Annotated in this window: 18 protein-coding genes and 1 pseudogene; 14 read left to right on the forward strand and 5 right to left on the reverse strand. The window is 67.1% G+C overall.

From position 1 onward, the window contains the following. Positions 1-186 precede the first annotated feature (186 nt). The 8 genes and pseudogenes from ABD154_RS07435 (at position 187) to ABD154_RS07470 (ending at position 7,387) form a co-directional block, all read left to right on the forward strand. The gene (locus ABD154_RS07435; RefSeq protein ID WP_211978286.1) at positions 187-1,425 is read left to right on the forward strand and encodes an MFS transporter; all 1,239 of its coding nucleotides are present in this window, start codon (positions 187-189) and stop codon (positions 1,423-1,425) included. A gap of 2 nt (positions 1,426-1,427) precedes the next feature. After that, positions 1,428-2,210, forward strand: a complete 783-nt coding sequence (locus ABD154_RS07440) for a cyclase family protein (protein ID WP_198500384.1) — start codon at positions 1,428-1,430, stop codon at positions 2,208-2,210. Beyond that, positions 2,207-3,208, forward strand: a complete 1,002-nt coding sequence (locus ABD154_RS07445) for a fumarylacetoacetate hydrolase family protein (RefSeq protein ID WP_344250868.1) — start codon at positions 2,207-2,209, stop codon at positions 3,206-3,208. Before ABD154_RS07440 ends, ABD154_RS07445 begins: the two co-directional genes overlap by 4 nt. 125 nt (positions 3,209-3,333) lie before the next feature. Then, positions 3,334-3,945: a TetR/AcrR family transcriptional regulator gene (locus ABD154_RS07450; protein ID WP_198500385.1), complete on the forward strand. Its 612-nt coding sequence runs from the start codon at positions 3,334-3,336 to the stop codon at positions 3,943-3,945. A 438-nt stretch (positions 3,946-4,383) separates the two neighbouring features. Beyond that, positions 4,384-4,491, forward strand: a pseudogene (locus ABD154_RS07455) (L-serine ammonia-lyase, iron-sulfur-dependent, subunit alpha); the annotation flags it as partial. Positions 4,492-4,867: 376 nt separating this feature from the next. Then, positions 4,868-5,362: a diaminobutyrate acetyltransferase gene (gene ectA / locus ABD154_RS07460; protein WP_282959862.1), complete on the forward strand. Its 495-nt coding sequence runs from the start codon at positions 4,868-4,870 to the stop codon at positions 5,360-5,362. A gap of 200 nt (positions 5,363-5,562) precedes the next feature. Beyond that, a complete protein-coding gene (ectB, locus tag ABD154_RS07465; protein WP_344250871.1) occupies positions 5,563-6,852 on the forward strand; it encodes a diaminobutyrate--2-oxoglutarate transaminase in 1,290 nt (429 codons plus the stop codon). A gap of 133 nt (positions 6,853-6,985) precedes the next feature. Next, the gene (locus tag ABD154_RS07470; protein ID WP_198500388.1) at positions 6,986-7,387 is read left to right on the forward strand and encodes an ectoine synthase; all 402 of its coding nucleotides are present in this window, start codon (positions 6,986-6,988) and stop codon (positions 7,385-7,387) included. A gap of 360 nt (positions 7,388-7,747) precedes the next feature. On the opposite strand, the gene ABD154_RS07475 is transcribed toward ABD154_RS07470, so the two are convergent. Next, the gene (locus ABD154_RS07475) at positions 7,748-9,235 is read right to left on the reverse strand and encodes an alanine/glycine:cation symporter family protein (RefSeq protein ID WP_198500389.1); all 1,488 of its coding nucleotides are present in this window, start codon (positions 9,233-9,235) and stop codon (positions 7,748-7,750) included. A 626-nt stretch (positions 9,236-9,861) separates the two neighbouring features. On the opposite strand from ABD154_RS07475, the gene ABD154_RS07480 reads away from it, so the two are divergent. Beyond that, on the forward strand, positions 9,862-10,677 hold the full coding sequence (locus ABD154_RS07480; protein ID WP_198500390.1) for a glycerophosphodiester phosphodiesterase: 816 nt from the start codon (positions 9,862-9,864) through the stop codon (positions 10,675-10,677). Between the two features lie 52 nt (positions 10,678-10,729). On the opposite strand, the gene ABD154_RS07485 is transcribed toward ABD154_RS07480, so the two are convergent. Next, entirely contained in the window at positions 10,730-11,623 is an 894-nt protein-coding gene (locus ABD154_RS07485; RefSeq protein ID WP_198500391.1) for a hypothetical protein, read from the reverse strand. Positions 11,624-11,672: 49 nt separating this feature from the next. Beyond that, positions 11,673-12,173 (reverse strand): DUF2000 family protein, encoded by a 501-nt coding sequence (locus ABD154_RS07490; protein ID WP_344250874.1) that lies wholly within the window; start codon positions 12,171-12,173, stop codon positions 11,673-11,675. A gap of 49 nt (positions 12,174-12,222) precedes the next feature. On the opposite strand from ABD154_RS07490, the gene ABD154_RS07495 reads away from it, so the two are divergent. Next, complete coding sequence (locus ABD154_RS07495; protein ID WP_344250876.1) at positions 12,223-12,999, forward strand: helix-turn-helix transcriptional regulator; 777 nt, start codon at positions 12,223-12,225, stop codon at positions 12,997-12,999. Positions 13,000-13,011: 12 nt separating this feature from the next. Here the strand turns inward: ABD154_RS07495 and ABD154_RS07500 are convergent, their stop codons facing one another. Then, a complete protein-coding gene (locus ABD154_RS07500; RefSeq protein WP_344250878.1) occupies positions 13,012-13,482 on the reverse strand; it encodes a pyridoxamine 5'-phosphate oxidase family protein in 471 nt (156 codons plus the stop codon). 177 nt (positions 13,483-13,659) lie between these two features. Here ABD154_RS07500 and ABD154_RS07505 point away from each other — a divergent pair, with 177 nt between their 5' ends. Beyond that, the gene (locus tag ABD154_RS07505; RefSeq protein WP_344250880.1) at positions 13,660-16,059 is read left to right on the forward strand and encodes a thioredoxin domain-containing protein; all 2,400 of its coding nucleotides are present in this window, start codon (positions 13,660-13,662) and stop codon (positions 16,057-16,059) included. A 21-nt stretch (positions 16,060-16,080) separates the two neighbouring features. Here ABD154_RS07505 and ABD154_RS07510 read toward each other — a convergent pair whose 3' ends face one another. Beyond that, the gene (locus ABD154_RS07510; RefSeq protein ID WP_344250882.1) at positions 16,081-17,784 is read right to left on the reverse strand and encodes an ABC-ATPase domain-containing protein; all 1,704 of its coding nucleotides are present in this window, start codon (positions 17,782-17,784) and stop codon (positions 16,081-16,083) included. A 96-nt stretch (positions 17,785-17,880) separates the two neighbouring features. On the opposite strand from ABD154_RS07510, the gene ABD154_RS07515 reads away from it, so the two are divergent. The 3 genes from ABD154_RS07515 to ABD154_RS07525 all read left to right on the forward strand — a co-directional run. Then, positions 17,881-18,390, forward strand: coding sequence for a toxin-antitoxin system HicB family antitoxin (locus tag ABD154_RS07515; RefSeq protein ID WP_344250884.1), 510 nt, complete (start codon positions 17,881-17,883; stop codon positions 18,388-18,390). Continuing rightward, positions 18,378-19,226: a DUF4097 family beta strand repeat-containing protein gene (locus tag ABD154_RS07520; RefSeq protein ID WP_344250886.1), complete on the forward strand. Its 849-nt coding sequence runs from the start codon at positions 18,378-18,380 to the stop codon at positions 19,224-19,226. Before ABD154_RS07515 ends, ABD154_RS07520 begins: the two co-directional genes overlap by 13 nt. Positions 19,227-19,382: 156 nt before the next feature. Beyond that, positions 19,383-19,900 (forward strand): ABC transporter ATP-binding protein (locus tag ABD154_RS07525; RefSeq protein ID WP_344250888.1); only part of this gene is annotated, 518 nt, incomplete at its 3' end.

Here is a 19,900-nt window from a genome sequence, read left to right on the forward strand (position 1 = left end):
GGGCGTCCGCCTGTCGTTTGTGGTCACAGAACCAAGGAGATGGAGCCGATTCGCACCGTCGGCCTCGGTTCTGTGAGCACAAACGGGGCGGCAGCCTCGACGCGAATACCGCACCCCTCGGGAGGATATTGACTTCTAAACTGGACGTACGTACAGTTGGAGAACTTTCTTCCACAGAAGGACTCAATGATGCATTCTTCTTACAAATGGGTCGTGCTCTTCGGCTCATTCATCGTCTACCTCTTCGATGCCCTCGAGATCTCGATCCTCTCGTTCGCCATTCCTGCCGTCTCTCAGGAGTTCGGCCTCGAACCGTTCCAGGCTGGACTGCTGGCGACTGCGACGCTGCTCGGCATGGGTGTGGGCGGCCCGCTCATGGGCTGGCTCGCCGATGCCAGGGGGCGCAAGACCGCGCTCATCGTGTGCCTGACGATCTTCGTCGTGCTCACCAGTGCTGTCGCCCTCGCACCGAGCTACGCAGTATTCCTCGTGCTGCGGTTCTTCGCCGGGATCGGCCTTGGCGGTGTGTGGAGCATCCTCTCCGCGTTCGTCCACGAGGCATGGCCGCCGGAACGCCGGGGAATCGCCGTCACCTTCGTCCTCTCCGCGTTTCCATTCGGCGCGCTCGTCGCCGCCCAGCTGAGCGGTCTGCTCCTCCCCGACTGGCGCCTCCTCTTCCTCATCGCCGGCCTCGGCGGAATCCTGCCCCTGCTCATCATCGTCTTCCTCTTCGTCGAATCCGCGGTCTGGCGCACCGATCGTCAGAAGGCTGCCGCGGAACCAGGCGGTCAGGAGACTGCGGCGATCGGTGAGATCTTCACTGGTCCGCAGTTGCGGATCACCATCATCGCCAGCTGCGTCGCGGCCCTGGCCTTCATCAGCTACTACGGGGTGACCACCTGGCTGCCGAGCTATCTCGAGCTCGAACGCGGACTCGACGCGAAGGCGGTCGGGCAGTACATGACCTGGCTCAACCTGGGAATGTTCGTCGGCTATCTCGTCTTCGGCTGGCTCGCCGACAAGGTGGGCAAGCGGTCCGCGCTGGTCGCCTCGCTGCTTGGCGCGGGAGTGCTCATGCCGGTCTACGGCCTCGTCACCGATCAGTCCGCGCTGCTGTGGCTCGGGCCGCTCTATGCATTCTTCATGACGTTCGCCGGCCTCTTCGGCCCCTACCTCGGCAGCCTCTATTCGACCCGGATGCGGGCCACCGGCGCCGGATTCTGCTTCAATGTCGGACGGGGAATCTCGGCCTTTGCCCCGATGATCTTCGGCGCCATCGCGGCCGTCGCCTCGTTGGCGGCAGGACTGGTCATCAGCGGCGGACTCTTCCTCATCGCCTCCGTCCTTGTGCTCTTCCTCCCCAAGATCCCCAACGACCACAACCGCGCACAGGATGCGCCCGCGACCGCACTGCAGAAAGGCTGACAATGCCCGAGATCATCGACCTCTCCGTCGCTCTCACCGCGGGAATCGCCTCCGACCCGCCCGGTTACGAGCCGAAGATCACCTACATCGACCACCAACAGTCGGCCGACGATGTAGTCGCTTTCTTCCCCGGCGCCTCGACAGAGGATTTGCCCGACGGTGAGGGTTGGGCGATCGAGAAGATCGAGGCGAGCACCCACACCGGCACGCACCTCGACGCTCCCTACCACTTCGCGACGACGATGGACGACGGTCAGCGTGCTATCACCATCGACGAGGTGCCGCTGGAGTGGTGCTTCCAGGACGGAGTCAAGCTCGACTTCCGGCACTTCGACGACGGCTACGTCGTCACCCCCGACGACATCGACGCCGAGTTGGAGAGGATCGGATATAAGATCAAACCGCTCGATATCGTCGTCATCAACACTTCGGCGGGCGTCCGCTACGGTGCGGAGGACTACGTGTCGAAGGGCTGCGGCATCGGACGAGAAGCGACCCTGCACCTGCTGCGCCAGGGTGTTCGCGTCACCGGGACCGACGCGTGGAGCTGGGATGCGCCGTTCGTCTTCACTGCCGCCCGCTTTGCCGAGGACGGCGATCCGAGTGTCATCTGGGAAGGTCACAAGGCCGGCCGGGAGATCGGCTACTGCCACATCGAGAAGCTGCACAACCTCGAATCGTTGCCGCCCTTCGGCTTCCGCATCTCGTGCTTCCCGGTGAAGATCGATGCGGCATCGGCGGGGTGGACCCGAGCAGTGGCGATCGTGGAAGGAGGCGGAGAATGAGGTTGGCATCGATGATCGTCGGTGGTCAGCGCCGGTTCGGCCGGTTTGACCCCAGCGGTGCCGGGACCAGTCAAGCCGAATCTGGTGGGGGCAACCTCGGCAGCTTTGCACCGCTTGAGCGTGGTCTCGACCCGCGCATGCTGCTCGACCCGGATGCGGAATCAGCCCTCGCGTTCGACCGTTCGGTTCAGGTCGACGCAGGCGAGCCGTTCGAGGTGCCGGTGCCAGTCGCTTCGGTAAGGGACTTCATCACATTCGAACAGCACACGGCGGGTTCGCTGCGGGCGGTCTCAGGCACGAGCGACATCCCGTCAGCCTGGTTCGAAGCACCGGTCTTCTACTTCACGAACCCGCACGCGCTCATCGGCTCGGGGCACCCGGTGCCGATGCCGCCGGGCAGTGAGCGTCTGGACTTCGAACTCGAGGTTGCCGCGGTGATCAGCCGCGACGGCTTTAACCTCAGTGTCGACGAGGCGTGGGACCACATCTTCGGATTCACCGTGTTCAACGACTGGTCGGCCCGTGATTTGCAAACGCGTGAGATGAAGGTCGGGCTGGGGCCAACGAAGGGCAAGGACACGGCGACCACGGTCGGTCCGGTGGTCGTCTCGCTCGGCGAACTCGCACCTCGGCGTCAAGGTGATCGCTTCGATCTGCGCATGGACGTCGCCGTCAACGGCACGCCGATCGCCGCCGATTCGCTGGCGAACATGGCGTGGTCGTTCGCCGAGCTCGTCGCCTACGCAAGCCGAGGGACCTGGGTGCGACAGGGGGATCTCATCGGCAGCGGCACCGCCGGTGGGGGCTGCCTCGCCGAATTCTGGGGATGGTACGGACAGGATGTGCTGCCGGCCATCGGTGTGGGCGACACCGTGACGATGACCGTTGAGGACATCGGCACGATCAGCAATCAAGTCGTCGCCGGACCCGAACTCCACCCGATTCCCGAAGCGCGGCGGATCCCGTGGAAGCAGCCGCCGCTGCCTGAACAGGGTTAGGGGGAGCGGGGTAGGGCGATTCAGCGACGCCGGCAATGCAGGGATGGGAGCCACTTAGGGAATCGCCTCGGCGACGGTTCAGTACCTGCGCATGGGTGTCTCCTCTCAGATGAGACACTGGGTCAATGGCTGCAGTGAATCGCAAGGACCTCGCTCTCCAAAGTGCTGAGAAGATCTTCGCCGACTTCGGCTACGACCGTGCGACAATGCGGATGATTGCCGACGACGCGGACCTCAAGCTTGCGCTGCTCACCTACCACTTCACGACAAAGCTCAATCTCTACCGGGCGGTCTTCGAGGAACATCAACACCTCAATGAGCTGCGCCGGGAGCGGCTGCGGGAGGTCGATCTTGCAGCGCCCCAAGCACTGGAGGAGATCGTCGATGCCTTTCTCGTTATCGGCGATGCCGCCGAGGAAGGAGTCCGGAAGGAGCGGTATCTCAAGCTTGTCCTGCGTGAGGCCGCGGATCCGCGCGCTTACGAGCGCGGCATCATCGCGGACCTCTTCGATCCGATGGCCGCAGAGTTCATCGAGGCGCTGGGAGCGGTTCTGCCCGGGAAACCAAAGTCGTTCGTTCGGTGGGACTATCTCTTCTCGGTCGGGGCACTGATCATGTCCAATTCCGATGACCGGGCGCGCGCGCTCGGTGGCGGCGAAAGCGACGCCGTTCATCGCTTAGAGCACCTCAGGGAGTTCATCGTTGCGGGCCTGCGAGCCGGTACAGCCGGAAGCTGAATTCGTGCGGAAGAGGGTAACGCCGGACGCAGGGCTCGCGCTCGGAAGGACAGTCGTCGCTCAGCTGGCCCTATCGCGGGTGAGCAGTCTATGAGCTGGCGGGTCGCGGCTTCGACCCGAACCGGATTCTGGCTATCGAGTGCACCGGAGTGCACCACCTGAGCGACGTTGTCTTCTCGACCGTCGCCGTAAACGACGGAGCGGTCGAAGTTGGCGGCCCCGCCGTGTTCTCGCGGAGAGAATCGAGCTCGGACTTCTTCAATGCGACGAAGTCCTCGAGTCCGGGGAGTCGACGTCAATGCCGTTGTTGCCAAGCACGTGGGCTTCGTGGCCACCGGCATTCTCGCGACGATTCCGGAACGCCTCTCTACGCGACCAGGTGAAGTTGACCGCGCAATTCACGGAATCCGGACACCCGAAAGGCGGCCACAGGGGTACAGCCTCGACGAGGTCATCGAGACGATGCGCCAGACAGGTGCCGACATGTCCTCGAAGTACAAGGAGACCGCGCTCGGCGGGCTCGCCGTCAACGTCGTCGAGTGCTGAGGACAGAGCGCTGAGGGCAGCGCGCCGAGGGCATCGGGCTGCGGGCGGCGTGCTGAGGACGGCCGGTGGCGCGGGGGCAACAACCTCGGTGGGGTGACCGTGGACGGGACTGCAACGTCTCGGTCGGCGGATCGCCGTTCCTCATTCGGCTGGAACTCGTGTTCCACGTCTTGTGAAATGTAACGAACGGATAACGAAGGGTGCTTCGCCACGCAGCCGTAGTGGTGAGCACGACGATCCCCAGAGATGCCACGGGGAAACCCCGGGACCGCCTCGGCGAGGTTCTTATCCCCACCCCCGCGCTGCGGGTGCGGAATCGGGGTGAAATCGCCGAAGTGAGATTGACGCTCATGCTCATCTCGTTAGGTTTGTGGGCGTGAGAAACGCACTCGCTCAACCGAAGACGGAAACCGACGTCCGCCCTCCCTCGCTCGAGGACGGACAGCATCTGTGGCGGCTGGCGAAGGACTCGGCCGTGCTCGATCTCAACTCCTCCTACTCGTACCTGCTGTGGTGTCGTGACTTCGCGGACACCTCGGCGATCGCCTGGATCGACGGCGAACCCGCAGGGTTCGTCACGGGCTACACCCGTCCGGACAACCCGGACACCCTGATGATCTGGCAGGTCGCCGTCTCCGAGGCGTTCCGCGGACGCGGTCTGGCCTCGACGATGCTGCACGCGCTCGCCGACCGGACCGGAGCGCTGCGGCTGGAGACGACGATCACCGACGACAACGCGGCCTCGAACCGCCTGTTCCAGGCGTTCGCCGAGCAGCGCGGAGCCGGGCTCGACCGGCGCCCGCTGTTCACCCCGGACCTCTACCCGGACGGCCACGACACCGAATACCTCTACGAGATCGCCCCGCTCTGAGCGCGAGTCGGGACCGGCCCCTCCTCTGATGGAGTACGGGGCGTTCCTTTGTCTGCTCGACTCCAGCTCTCAACGGACGATCTCCCGCGGAACCCGTACGGGCGGGTCCGCACCCGCAGGCTGACCAGCTCAGCTCTGCACCTCGCAGGCGCGCCCTGCATCCGCAGTCGAATCTGCACCATGTCGAAAGGAATCATGCGATGACTGACACCACGACGACCACCCCTGACATCTTCGAGACCCGCGAATCCGCGGTGCGCGGCTACTCGCGTTCGTGGCCGGCGACCTTCGCCAAGGCCCAGGGCCCGCGGCAGTGGGACGAGGACGGCAACGAGTACCTCGATTTCTTCTCCGGGGCCGGTGCCCTCAACTACGGGCACAACAACCCGGCGCTGATGAACCCGCTTGTCGAATACCTCCAGTCCGGTGCCGTGCTCCATTCGCTCGACATGAAGACCCCGGCCAAGCGGGAGTTCCTCGAGACGTTCGAGAAGCTCATCCTCGAGCCGCGGGGACTCGACTACACGGTGATGTTCCCCGGACCGACGGGGACGAACACCGTCGAGGTGGCGCTCAAGCTCGCCCGCAAGGTCACCGGTCGCCAGCACCTGCTCTCGTTCACGAACGCGTTCCACGGCATGACCCTCGGGTCGCTGTCGGTGACCGGCAATTCGATGAAGCGCGAGGGTGCGGGCATCCCGCTGACGAACAGCTCGAAGATCCCCTACGACGACTACTTCGACGGGGAGACCCCCGACTTCCTCTGGCTCGAGAAGGTCCTCGAGGACTCGGGCTCCGGAGTCGACAAGCCGGCGGCGATCATCGTCGAGACGGTCCAGGGCGAAGGCGGCGTGCGGGCGGCTCGGGCCGAATGGCTGCGGGAGCTCTCGGCGCTGTGCAAGAAGCACGACATCCTCCTCATCGTCGACGACGTCCAGGCTGGCTGCGGTCGCACCGGCACGTTCTTCAGCTTCGAAGACGCCGGCATCGAACCCGACATCGTCTGCCTGTCGAAGTCGATCTCCGGGTCGGGACTGCCGATGGCGCTCACCCTCTTCCGCCCCGAACTCGACGCGTGGGAGCCTGGCGAGCACAACGGCACCTTCCGCGGCAACAACCCCGCGTTCGTCACCGCGACCGCTGCGCTGAAGACCTTCTGGGCCGACAACGCGTTCCAGAACGAACTCGCCGAGACGATCGCCCACCTCCATCAGCGCCTCGACGCCATCGCCGCGAAGGCCGAGGGAGCGACGGTGCGGGGACGCGGTCTGCTCGCCGGGCTGCTCTTCGACGACTCGGAGGCTGCCGGGAAGATCGCCGCCGAGGCCTTCGCCACCGGCCTCCTCATCGAGACCTCGGGCCCGCGCGACGAGGTCGTGAAGATCATGCCGCCGCTGACGATCACCGAACACGATCTCACCGCCGGACTCGACATTCTCGAAGCCGCCGTGCTCAAGGTCGCCCCGGCCGCGACGCCGGCGATGGCCTGAGCCTCGCCGGCGCCTCGCTCGACGCGGGGGGAGGGGGCCGTCTGCCGAGGGACCGCCTCGGCGAGAACGGGGTGGGCAGCCTCGGCGAGGAGTTCAGGGAGACCACCCCACTGACGATACGAAGGGACACGATATGTACGTAGTCAATCGCGATGACCTCAACGGAACCGACCGGGACGTCCAGTCGGAGACGTGGCGGAGTCGGCGGATGGTGCTCGGCCGGGAGGGAGTCGGATTCTCCTTCCACGACACGGTCATCTACGCGGGCACGCGCTCGACGTTCCACTACCAGAACCACATCGAAGCCGTGTACTGCGTGCAGGGCGACGGCACGCTCACCGACGAGGAGACGGGCAAGACGTACCCGCTCACCGACGGGACGATGTACCTGCTCGACGGGCACGAGAAGCACACCGTCGTCGCGAACACCGAGCTGCGCATGGCCTGCGTGTTCAACCCGCCGGTCACCGGCCGCGAAGTCCACGACGAGAACGGCGTCTACCCGCTCATCATCGAGGAGACCGCCGCGGTCTGAGCGGCGGGCGGGCGGCCTGCTGGCGTCCGGGGGCGCGGTCGGACGGCCAGTTGGCTTCCCCGCCGGTGGCATCAGGCCGACCTGCTGGCGTCTCGACCGACTGCGGCTCCCTTCAGTTTGAGGGGCTCACGTTTTGGCGTGAGCCCCTCAAACTGAAGTGAGCCCAACCCTGCGAACCGGCGGCTCGAACTCTCTGCTCGGCCTCACGGCCGGGCCCTACCCACGAAAATGGCCAGTCTGATCTGAGATGGACACATATTTACCTGTCCATCTCAGATCAGACTGGCCAATTCGATGCCGAGGTTGAACCGAGAGGCGCGGGGGAGGCTGGTTGAGCCCGCCCCCCCGCGGCCCCTCGCCTCACTGGGTCTTCGCTGCCTTCTTGGCGTCCTTCTTCGCGTCCCAGTAGGCGCGGGTGGTGACCTCGTCGGAGCCGTCCCAGGCGTCGATGCCGTCGACGCCGGGCAGGTCGTCGCGGTTGAAGACCGGCTCGAGGCCCTGCTTGCGCTGGTTCGTGTAGTTCTTCAGCACCTTGAGCGCGATCCCGCCGAGGAGGAAGACGGCGACGAGGTTCGTCAGCGCCATGACCGACATGAACACGTCGGCTGCGGACCACGCGAGCGGCAGGGCGATGACCGAGCCGGTGAACACGGCGGCCATGACGATGATCCGGTAGATGATGATCGCCGGACGCGCGTTCTTCTTGAACAGGTAGGAGATGTTCGCCTCGCCGTAGTAGTAGTTGCCGAGGATCGAGGAGAACGCGAAGAGGAAGATCGCCACGGTGAGGAAGTGGACCGCCCACGAACCCAGCTGGGAGGCCAGCGCGGTCTGCGTCAGCGACGCACCCTGCGCCTCGTCGTAGACGGGGTTGGAGAGCAGGACGATGAACGCGGTGATCGAGCAGACGAGGATCGTGTCGAAGTAGACCCCGAGGCTCTGCACGAGGCCCTGCTTGGCCGGGTGGGAGACCGACGAGGTGGCGGCGGCGTTGGGCACCGAACCCATGCCGGCCTCGTTGGAGAAGAGACCGCGGCGGATGCCCTGGAGGATGACGATGCCGATGCCGCCGCCGACGACGGATTCGATGCCGAACGCGTTCCTGATGATGAGCATGATCATGTCGGGCACCTCGGTGATGTTCATCGCGACGACGAGAACACCGAGGAAGAGGTACGCGACGGCCATGACCGGGACGATGACCGAGGACCAGGCCGAGATCCGCTGCACTCCGCCGAGGAAGACCGCCCCGGTGACGAGCGCGAGGAAGATGCCGAGGCCGACGGGCAGCCAGAAGCTCTGCGTGGTGTCGATGTTGAGGCTCGTGGCCGTGGCGTCGACGATCGAGTTCGCCTGCAGCGAATTGAAGACGAGGCCGTAGGTGACCGTGATGATGACGGCGAAGAACGCTCCCATCAGCGGCTTCTTCAGTCCCACGCTCATGTAGTAGGCGGGGCCGCCGCGGTAGGAGTCCTTGTCCTTGACCTTGTAGAGCTGGCCGAGCGTCGACTCGACGAAGGCGGTGGCGGCACCGAAGATCGCCATGAGCCACATCCAGAAGACGGCTCCCGGGCCGCCGATGGAGATCGCCAGGGCGATGCCGGCGATGTTGCCGGTGCCCACGCGGGAGGCGGCGGAGATCCAGAACGCCTTGAACGACGAGATCGACTTCGTGCCGTCCTTGTTGCTGCCGGGGCTCTCGCCAATGACGCGGAACATCTCCGGCAGCAGTCGCAGCTGGACCATGCCGGTGCGGATGCTCAGGTAGAGGGCGACGCCGATGAGGACGACGATGAGCACCCACCCGAGTCGGTCATTGACGAATGCGATGAGGTCTTCGAGGGACATGCCGATCGTTCCAATGCTTGTGCGGTGTTGTGCGTTTTCACAACTCATTGTGCCACCACTCACATCATCGGGTGCGCGGCAGGGGCGTGCGCAGTGCGGCAAGAGGGATTGCATCGCCGAGGCGGTTCGCCGCGACCGCGTCCACCCCACTTCAGACGTGGTACTATTCCTGTGATCTGCCGCACTTCGAAAGACCTGTACCGTGCCGACGACGCTGACTGGGATTCCTGCTCCCTGGGCCGCAATCGCCCGTTCCCCTGTGGAGGAGTCTCGTTGAGGACCGTTCGTCGCGCGCCCGCCGCTGAGCCTGATGCTCGCGGATCCGCCGGTTCAGCATTCGTGCGCCCACGCACCCTGTCGCGTTCGCCCTCCTGTCCCGCACCGAGGCGGTTCGCCGTCACCGCGCACCGAGGCACTCAGCGCGGGGTTCCCTGGGGCAGATCCGTGCACAGCGAACTCCCGACGGAAATCAGCCGACTCCGATCCCGGATTCACCGGCACGCAACCCTGACAACACCCGGGCATTGCCCGCAGCGCCTAGGATAATCCGCAATCGCCCTTGAGGTAACACGTTGACGGCTCCACCGGCACCGCCTCGGCGAACATCCCCATAAGGAGTACCCACCATGCCGATCACCGTTCTCACCCATCCTCCCGCAGGCGGCGTCAGGACCCCGGTCCCGCCGCTCGTCATCGCGCACCGCGGCGCGTCGCAGGGGTGGCCGGAGAACACGATCCCGGCGTTCGTCGCCGGCATCGACCAGGGCGCGGACATGATCGAGGTCGACGTCCACATGAGCGCCGACGGCGAACTCGTCGTCGTCCACGACATCACGTTCGATCGCACGACCGATGTGCGCACGGTCTTCCCCGACCGCGCCGACACCCACGTCTCCCAGATGACCGCTGCCGAGATCGCCCGGCTCGACGCGGGCAGCTGGAAGCACGAGGCATTCGTCGGTCTGCAGGTGCCGACCCTCGCCGAGGTGCTCGCCCTCGTCCATACGACGCGCACCGGGCTGCTCCTCGAGGTCAAGCATCCCGAGCTCTACCCCGGGATCGCCGAGGCGATCGTGGCCGCCTGCGACAACGTGCCCGACTACCTCGACCGGTCGCTGGCCGCGGGGCTGCTCGTCGTCCAGTCCGCCGACTGGGACTTCGTCCGCGAGTTCCACGAGCTCGCTCCCGAGGTGCCCGTCGGGCTCCTCGGCCGTCCGACGCCCGAGCAGCTGCGGGACTTCGCCGCGTGGGTCGATCAGATCAACCCCGAGTACGTCGACGCCGACGCCGAGTACCTCACGCTCATCCACGAGCTCGGCATGTCGAGCCTCGTGTGGACGATCGACGCCGTGCCCGACATGGAGACGGCGATCGAGAACGGTGCCGACGGCATCATCACGAACGTGCCCGACGTCCTCGTCGAGGTCGTCGAGGAGCTGTAGCCGGGCGCACAGATTTATGCACAAGCGCCGGGAGTCTATGTGACGCAGCGGCTCAGGGAATGAAGCGGTTGGGCGATGCGGTCGCGAGTCTGCTGCGCAGCTGGGGCCCGACGATGCCGAGGTACGTCGCGCCGATGACGTAGCCGGCGAGCGCGCAGAGCAGAAGCAGGATGTCGCCGATGCCGGTGCCGATCGTGTCGAATCGCGTCGCCGTGGCGAGGATGCACAGATGCATGCCGCAGACGAGTGCGACGAACCCGGCGATGCGGTAGATCGTCGTCGCGGTGCCTCCCGGTGGGAACTTCTCGTAGGCCCTGAGGGCGACGATGGCGACGAGAAGTCCGAGGAACGCGACCGCGGACACCAGCGCCGAGAGTGCGATCCCAGACGAGTCCCAGTCGAAGGCCGTTGCCATCATCGAAGAGAGAAACGGACTGAAGACGAGCACGAGCACGGTGGCGATGAGGGTCAACCCACTCGCCCGGTTCGCTGGCACGGGCTGATTCGGCACCGCGCGTCGGTCGGCCGTTGCCGATTCGTGAGCTCGGCGGAGGACGGCGGCTGCAATGAGGAAGGGAACGATGAGCGTCGCCGCGTACGGGAACGGCTGCCCGATGGTCCACACCCAACTGTCCTGAGATGCTGGAACCAAGCTGTAGGCCGCCTCGGCGATTCCGGAGATCCCGTACGCGGCGACGATGACGACGGTGACGATGATTCGCGGCAGCGGCGGTTCGCGGCGAACGATGAGGACGGCGGCGACCAGGGCGATCAGCGCGAAGGCACAGAGCGCATACCCCGACCATGCCCCGAGGTCGGAGCTGAGCGTTGCCGTCTTGAGCGAGCAGAACGCCGTCCACGCGATGAGGTGGATGGCGAACGCAGCGAGGAGAGGTGCGATCCGACTCGACGGCAGCCGCGTTCGGGTCGGGGAAGTCTCAGCCATGCGGCTATCGTCTCACGGCGCTCCTCGCCGAGGAGGCGTCTCGGCAACGTCACGGGTGCATGCGTGCGCCCTTGACCGTGCGGTCGACGGCGTTCTTCGGTCCGTGCAGGGCAACGCCGACGAGATTGAGGTCGACGGCGGCGACGGAAGCGACGGCGGCGCGGTTAGCGGCGTCATGGCCGGTGGCGAACAGCTCTTCCGTGTAGACGGCGAGCGGAATGCCGCGGTTGACGGCTTTGGTGCGGATCGAGGCGAGCCGTGAAGCGTCCGCGGTCATGACCATGACGGGTTGGCGCAGCATGGGCAGATAGTCGTTGCCGTCGGCGTCTCGGTAGCGGTCTCCGACGAGGTCGTCCGTGTTCGTCGCGACTCCGGAGATGAGGAACGCGGTGACGTTGAGCTCTTGCCAGGGCAGCAGGTCGTCACGGAGGACGACGACGACCTTCGTATCGAAGCGCACCGCCGTCTCCGGGGCGTTCGACGGCTCGGGTGCGGTCGCCTCGGCGCTGTGGTCGGTCGGTCTCGGATGCAGGGTATCGATGGTGTCCATGCCTCCAGACTCCACGCGCGACGATGTCCCGGTCTTGTACATTTGTTGCATGGCCGAGGTGATCCGTGCTTGGCACCCGCCGGTGCCGCTCGTGCAGGAGGTCCTCCATGCCCGGTTCGAGCACCACGCCTACCCGTCGCACACCCACGATTCGTGGGCGGTTCTGCTCGTTGACGACGGCGCCGTGACCTACGATCTCGACCGCCATGACCACCTCGCCACTCCGGCCGCCATCACCCTGCTTCCGCCGCAGGTGCCCCATGACGGGAGGTCGGCGATACCGGAGTGCGCGTTTCGCAAGCGCGTCCTCTACCTGGAGTCGGACTGGCTGCCGGAGGATACAGTCGGCGCTGCGGCGGACTCGCCGACGCTGATCGGCGCCGACGTCCTCTCCGCCGTCGAGGAGATCCACGCGTCACTGGGTCACCCGGCGGATGTGCTCGCCGCCGAATGCGGGGTGCTGGCGCTGCGTGACCTCGTGCTTGGTCGGCTGCAGTCCCCGACCGATGTGCCCGCTGACGTTCCGCTCGCCCGGCGGCTCCGTGACATGCTCGATGATCGTCTGGCTGAGACCGTCACCATCGCCGAGGCGGCTGCCGAATTCGGAGCCAACCGCAGTCACCTCGTCCGTGTCTTCACCAACGCCTACGGCATCGCCCCGCACCAGTACGTCGTCGGGCGCCGGGTCGATCGCGCTCGTCGGCTCCTGCTCGCCGGCCTCACGCCCACCGAGGTGGCCACGGCGGTGGGGTTCCATGACCAGTCACACCTCACCAGGCATTTCCGGCGGACTCTGGGCGTGACTCCGGGGGCCTTCGTCGCATGAGATGAGGGCACCTCACTCCCGAGGGGCGCGCTGGGTGCCCGTCAGCGGAGAATCCCAGGTTCCGGGCTCGGTCACGGGGAAGCGGCGGCCGGAGACCTCCTCGGCGAGGATGCGCACGAACCGATTCTTCTTCCCCGCCTGCCACGGGGTGACGTCGAGGGAGATCGTGTCGAGCAGCTCATCGGTGCGGTTGATCGGCTTCGCCGTGCCCTTGACGACGACGCTCCACGCCTCCCCGGCCTCAGGGTCGAAGCCGTCGACCTCGAAGGCCACCTGCGGGTGGTCGTGGATCGCGTCGATCTTCGTGCCCTCCCCGGAGCGGAAGACGATCGACGAATGCTCGAGAGCGTAGTTGACGGGGAAGATCTCCGGGTGGAGGTCCTCGCCCTCGCCGACGATGACGGCGAGGCAGCCGATCGTCGTGCTGCGCAGGCTCTCCCAGGCTTCGTCCGCGTCGAGGACCATATTCGGATCAGCGTTCATCGCGTTGCCTTCCCTTCGGCGCGGGCGGCGGGACGTCGGAATCGCTCGCCATCGCCGCGCTTTTCTACAGAGTGTAGAAGAGTTGGCGGCGGAGCGACAGTGAATGCCGCGATGCGACCTCAAGAGTCTCGAAGTCGCCCCCTCGCGGTCTCCGGCGCGAAGTGAGAGGGTGGAGACATGGCCAACGAACTTGCCGCATCGACGAGCCCGTACCTCCGTGCCCACGCCGACAATCCCGTCGACTGGCGGATGTGGACGAAGGAGTCCCTCGCCGAGGCGGCCCGCCGCGACATCCCCCTCCTCATCTCAATCGGCTACTCCACCTGCCACTGGTGTCACGTCATGGCCCACGAGTCCTTCGAGGATCCCGCCGTCGCCGAGATCATCAACGCCGGATTCCTCCCCATCAAGATCGACCGCGAAGAGCTGCCCGACGTCGACTCCCACTACATGAACGCCCTCCAGGCGATGCGCGGGCAGGGCGGCTGGCCGATGACGATCTTCGCGACCCCGACCGGCAGCCCGTTCTACGCCGGCACGTACTTCCCGCCGTCCCCGCGCGGCAACGTCCCCTCGTTCACGCAGGTCCTCGACGCGGTGTCCCAGACGTGGACGGACCGCCGCGCCGAGGTGACCGGGATGTCCCAGCGCATGGACCGCGGCCTGGCCGACATGGCCACCGCCGTCACCGATGCGATCCCCGCCGAGGCGGCTGCCGAGGCCCTGACGCCCGAGGAGCTCGACGCCGCCGCCTCGGCGCTGCTCGACTCCTATGATCCGGCGTGGGGCGGGTTCGGCACTGCGCCGAAGTTCCCGCCGTCGATGAACCTCATGCACCTGCTCGCGACGTTCGTCCGCCACGGCGGAACCACCTCGGCGAAGGAGACGGAGGGGCTCGCCGTCCTCGGCGCCGACGGCCATCTCACCGGCGACCTCGCTCTCGACTGCCTCATCGCCGCCCGCAGCACCTTCGCCCACATCGCCTCCGGCGGCATGCGCGACCAGGTGCGCGGCGGCATCGCCCGCTACAGCGTCGACCGGCAGTGGTTCGTCCCGCACTTCGAGAAGATGCTCTACGACAACGCTCTCTACCTGCGGGCAGTCGTGCGCTGGGCCGAGGTCGAACGCGCCCTCAACCCGGCATCGAAGTGGCTCGCGCTTGCCGAGCGGGAGCTCGCTGACACCGCCGATTTCATGATCGCCGACCTCTCTGCTGGGGACCGGTTCATCGCCGCCCTCGACGCCGATTCGCCCGGCGCCGACGGGCGGCTCGAAGAGGGGGCTGCCTACGTCGTCACGCACGACGAATTCGCCGAGGTGGGTGGGGCGGGAGTGCTCCAGCTCGTCGATTCCCCGGCGGGCGCAGACCTGCCCGGCCTCGTCGTCGCGGCACCGCGGATCGTCGACTGGCTCGGCATGGACGACGTGCCCTTCGACGCCGACCATCCCGCACCGTGGGCGACCGAGGCGACGCAGGCGCAGGTCACAGCGCTGCGGACGCTCCTCGACGCGCGGCCCCAGCCGGCCAGGGATGAGAAGACGATCACCGAATGGAATGCGCTCGCCGTCACCGCACTCGCCGAGGCGGCCCTCTACTCCCATCCGAGTGCGGCGTCGACGGCGTGGGGGAGCGTCGCGACGATCTTCTGGGAGTCGATGGTCAACCGCTTCATCACCGGGTCCGGCGATATCGAGTCCGAACCCGCCGAGATCGTGATCCCCGGCGTTGGCGACCTGCCGGTGCGGCGCAGCTTCACGGGTGCCGATCCGGGCCCGGGGGCGGCGGGGCTGACGGACTGGGCGCAGATGATCGTCGCCGGTGCCACCGTGCTGCAGCTGCGCAGCGCGGGCCTCGCCGAGGGTGCCGGCAATCGCGCCGACACCGGTGTCGGACTCGACGACACCCTTCTCACTCCGGCCGGGCTCGCCGAGCTCGGCACCGAAATGCTGCGGAGGTTCACGAACTGGGACACCGAGGCGGAGGCCGGGCGCGCGGCACCGGAGGTCGATGCAGGTGCTTCGGGCGGCCGGGGAGAGGCGGTCGAGACGCTCGAGGTCTTCGATGCTGAAGCCGACGACATCCTCGGCGTGCGCGGATCCGATCCCGTCGACAACGCCACGCCCTCGGGGCGCGCGGCCGCTGCGGAGGCGATGCTGCTGATCGGCGAGCTGGGAGTTGACGGCGGCACCCCTGCTCGGGGCCGCCTCGGCGAGGAAGAACCGAGCGTCGGTCAGGCCGAGGGAACGCTCACGAGCAGTCAGGCGATCGATGTGCGCGATCGTCTGCTCGGGGTCTACCGGGCGCTGGCCGGTCGGGCGCCGCGCGGAGCCGGGCATGCGCTGTGGCAGGCCGAACGCGCCCTCGCTCCGGTCCGGGTCGCCAGTCGCGACGACGCTCTGCTCACGTTCGCCGCGAAGCACCCCGCGGTCACCCTCCTCACCGACTCGACCGGTGTGCCCGGGCCCGACGGGGACGAGATCCCCGTGCCCGAGGGGGCGGCGATCGTGTGTCGTGGCACGGTCTGCTCGCTGCCGGTGACGACGACGGCGGAACTCGCCGCGCTGCTCAATGGGTGAGGGCGAGGCGGCCGCGGCCCCTCACTCGGGGATGAGGCTGAGCCCCCGGTAGCGGTTGAGCGCGGCGGCCATCTCCTGTGCGCGCGGCCGGGCGACGTGACCGGGATGCCTCCGGTGCCCGGTGAGGCCGTCGATGCCCTGCGCGTCGAGCATCGCCTCGATCTCCGCGAGCGCCTCGACGACGGAGACCTTCCCGTCGAAGATCCTCGCCATGTACTCGAGCGACTCGGCGATGCCGTTCGTCTGTTCGGGGTCGACGAGCTGGGAGACGGCGGCGAGGTCGATGAAGCTCTTCCCGAACTGGATGAGGTCGAGCCCCTTCGCCTTCGCCGTCTTCGTCTTCCCCGCGGGATGGAGGGCATCGGCCGTGGGGATCCGCGGCGGCGGATCGCCGAAGACATCGGGCCCGGCATCCGAGCTCTCGATGGCCAGCTGATCAGGCGTGACGCCGACGAGTTCGTGGGCCTGCTGCGTGACGTCGGCGGGCACGTAGGCATTCATCGCGATGACGAGGTCGGCGACCTCGAAGAACGCACTCGACCCGCCGGCGACGAGCACCGTGGAGACCTCGCGCTCCCCGAACAGGGGTCGGACCCGGTCGACGAACGGGGTGATCGGCTCCCGGTCGGCGGGGATGAGCGCGCGCATCCGCTCATCGCGGATCATGAAGTTCGTCGCCGAGGTGTCCTCGTCGATGAGGAGGGAATGCGCGCTCGCCTCGACGGCTTCGACGAGGTTGGCCGCCTGTGAGGTCGATCCGCTGGCGTTCGTCGTCGAGAAGAATCTCGTGTCCGTGCCGGATGGCAGATTGTTGATGAACGGTGAGATGTCGTCACCGGTCACTGCGCGTCCGTCCTCGGCCCGGATCGCGGTGGCCGTCGGCTCGGTGATGACCCATTCCCGCCCGTCACCGGCGACGTGCGGATAGACGCCGCGCTCGAGCGCGCGCAGAATCGTCGATTTGCCGTGGTACCCGCCGCCGACGATGACGGTGACACCACGGGGGATCGCCATGCCCGTGACTTGGCGTCCGCTCGTCAGGTCGAACGTGCGCTCGAGACTTGCCGGGCTGCGGAAGGGCACGGCCGCCGCAGCGTCCATGGGCCGATCCGAATCACCCGAGCGGCGGGGCAGGAGCGCGCCGTTGCCGACGAACCCGACCAGGTCATCCTCGCCGAGGCGGTCCCGCAGCTCCGTCTGATCGCGCAGGAGCTGCACGTGGTCGGCCAGCGCCTGGCCGTCGATGTTGTCGTAGAGGAACATCGCCCGGGCGAGATCGATGACGTCGCGGGTGACGGTGTCGGCGGCCTGATGACCGAGGATGCGGCGTCCGCGGGCCGGCAGATTGACGAGCAGGCGGGCCTCGAAGCCGTCATCGTCGATGATGACGTTCGTCCGTTCGAGCACTTCCTGGCCCGGACGGCCGAGGTTGATCGACCGCCCGTGGTCGCGCCGGATGACACCATTGCCCACCCGCAGGAGGTAGTCGGAGGCGGCGATCCGATCGAGGCGGCCGGTCGTGAGATCCGCGGGGAACCCGGCATCGGCGCGGCTGACGCGCACACGCACCTTCGACGGAGAGGCGAAGGGATCGACCTGGACGCGATCGACGATGAGGGTGACCGGGCCGAACGTGTACTGCCCGGTGATCTGCTTGTAGTTGCCGTAGCTCTTGCCGTCGAGACGATGGAGGGTGTCTGCCAGCTGCGATCGTTGGGGACTCATCTTCGCCATGCTACGCGACAACTGTCGTTGCGCACCGAGAAATTTCTGGTGTCATCGGCCTTGCATATGACACCATAATGGTGTCATCATGGATCCATGAACATCACGCGCCATGTCGAGCAGCTTCAGAACCAGCTCACCGCCGCAGCCGCAGCCGGCGATGACACCACTCGCGATGTCGCCGAGCGACTCGTCACCGCCCTCGAACCTGCGGCGCGCGTGACGATTCTCGATGCGCTCACCGATGCCAGTGCGGAACTCACCTCGGCGATCGCCCCGGCCGTCATCGATGTCCGCCTCCGGGGGCGCGACATCGACTTCGTCGTCGATGGGCTGCCCGCGCCTCGGGGAGACGAGGGCGATGCGACGATCGCGCAGCCGGGGGCTGAACAGGCCGCCGCCGACGTTCCCGTCGACCTCGACGACGCCAGCACCTCGCGGACGACGCTGCGGCTGCCCGACTCGATCAAGGCGCGCGCGGAGCAGGCGGCGAAGGCCGAGGGCATCTCGCTCAACGCATGGCTCGTCCGTGCCGTCGCCGCAGGTCTCGACACTCGCGGCACCGAGCGAACCCGAACCAGCAGAATCTCAGGATGGATGCGATGACTCAGTACACGACCATGACACGACCGGCGATCACCGTCGACATCCCGGCCGGCGCTCTCCTCGTCACCGCCGGTGAGCGCGACGGCGTCGACGTCACGATCGAACCGACGAACCCCGACCGCGCCGTCGACCGCGAGGCCGCTGAGCGGATCTCCGTCACCGAGGGCGATGGCACTCTCGGCATCGTCGGGGAGAAGCGGCTCCTCCTCGGCGGCAAGGGCTCGGCCGATGTCCGGCTCGAGGTCCCCACCGGGACCGACCTCGACGTGGCGATCGGTGCGGGATCCATCCGGCTGCGCAACCACGTGGGCGCCGTGAGGGTGAAGGCCTCCGCCGGCGACGTCACTGGTGACACCATGGTGTCACTCACGGCGAAAGTCAGCGCGGGAAGCCTCTCGGTCGACGAGGTGACCGACGGCGTCGATGTCCGACTCACCTCCGGGGATGCCCAGCTCGGACGGATCGGCGGGGAGGCGCACATCAGGTCGGCTCACGGGTCGATCCGCGTCGGCGAGTTCGCCGGCACGGGAGAGCTCGCCACCGCGACCGGCACCATCAGCCTCGACGGTGTCGACGGCGATGTCAGGGCCGCCTCGGGGCACGGCTCCGTGCGGGTGCGCCGGGCCGGCAGTGGCCGCCTCGATCTCGAATCGTCGTTCGGCACCATCGAGGTCGGCGTCGCGGCCGGCGCGCCGGTGTGGATCGACGCGGACTCGAAGAACGGCGTCGTGCGCACCGACCTCGAAACCGACTCCGGACCGCTCGGCGACGAACTGCCCGTCGAAGTCCGCGCGCACACGAAGTTCGGCGACATCATCATCGACCGCGCCCAGTAACCCGCCGACCTCCCCGAGGTCGAACGCATCAGCCGCTGTCGCGGCACATCATCACAGCGCACCAGGTCAAGCGACCGGGCGTGGCGTCGTGCGCCCGAAAACAGGTCGGCGCACCGCCGCCGGCCCACAGAAGACCATGAGAACAAGGAGGATCCCATGTCGGATCTCGCCACCGAATCCGGAACCACACCGACCACCAGACCTGCCATCAGCGTCAGAGACCTGCGGAAGGCCTACGGCGACAAGACCGTCCTGGCAGGCATCGACCTCGAGGTCGCCCGCGGCGAAGTCCTCGCCCTGCTCGGTCCCAACGGGGCCGGGAAGACGACGACGGTGAACATCCTCTCCACACTGCAGCGCCCCGACAGCGGACGCGCCGAGGTGTTCGGTCGTGACGTCGTGTCCGCAGGGGCCGATGTGCGCCCGCTCATCGGTCTGACCGGGCAGTTCTCCGCCGTCGACGGTCTGCTCACCGGCCGGGAGAACCTCGCCCTCGTCGCTGCCCTCGCCCACCTTCCGGCAGCGGAGCAGAAGGCGCGGGTCGACGAGATGCTCGAGCGCTTCGACCTCGGTCCCGCGAGTCGACAGCAGGCATCGACGTACTCCGGCGGCATGCGCCGCAGACTCGACCTCGCGATGACGCTCATCGCCCGGCCCCGGCTCGTCTTCCTCGA

It is taken from the genome of Brevibacterium sanguinis (assembly GCF_039528855.1).
GTDB classification, from domain to species: Bacteria; Actinomycetota; Actinomycetes; order Actinomycetales; family Brevibacteriaceae; genus Brevibacterium; species Brevibacterium sanguinis.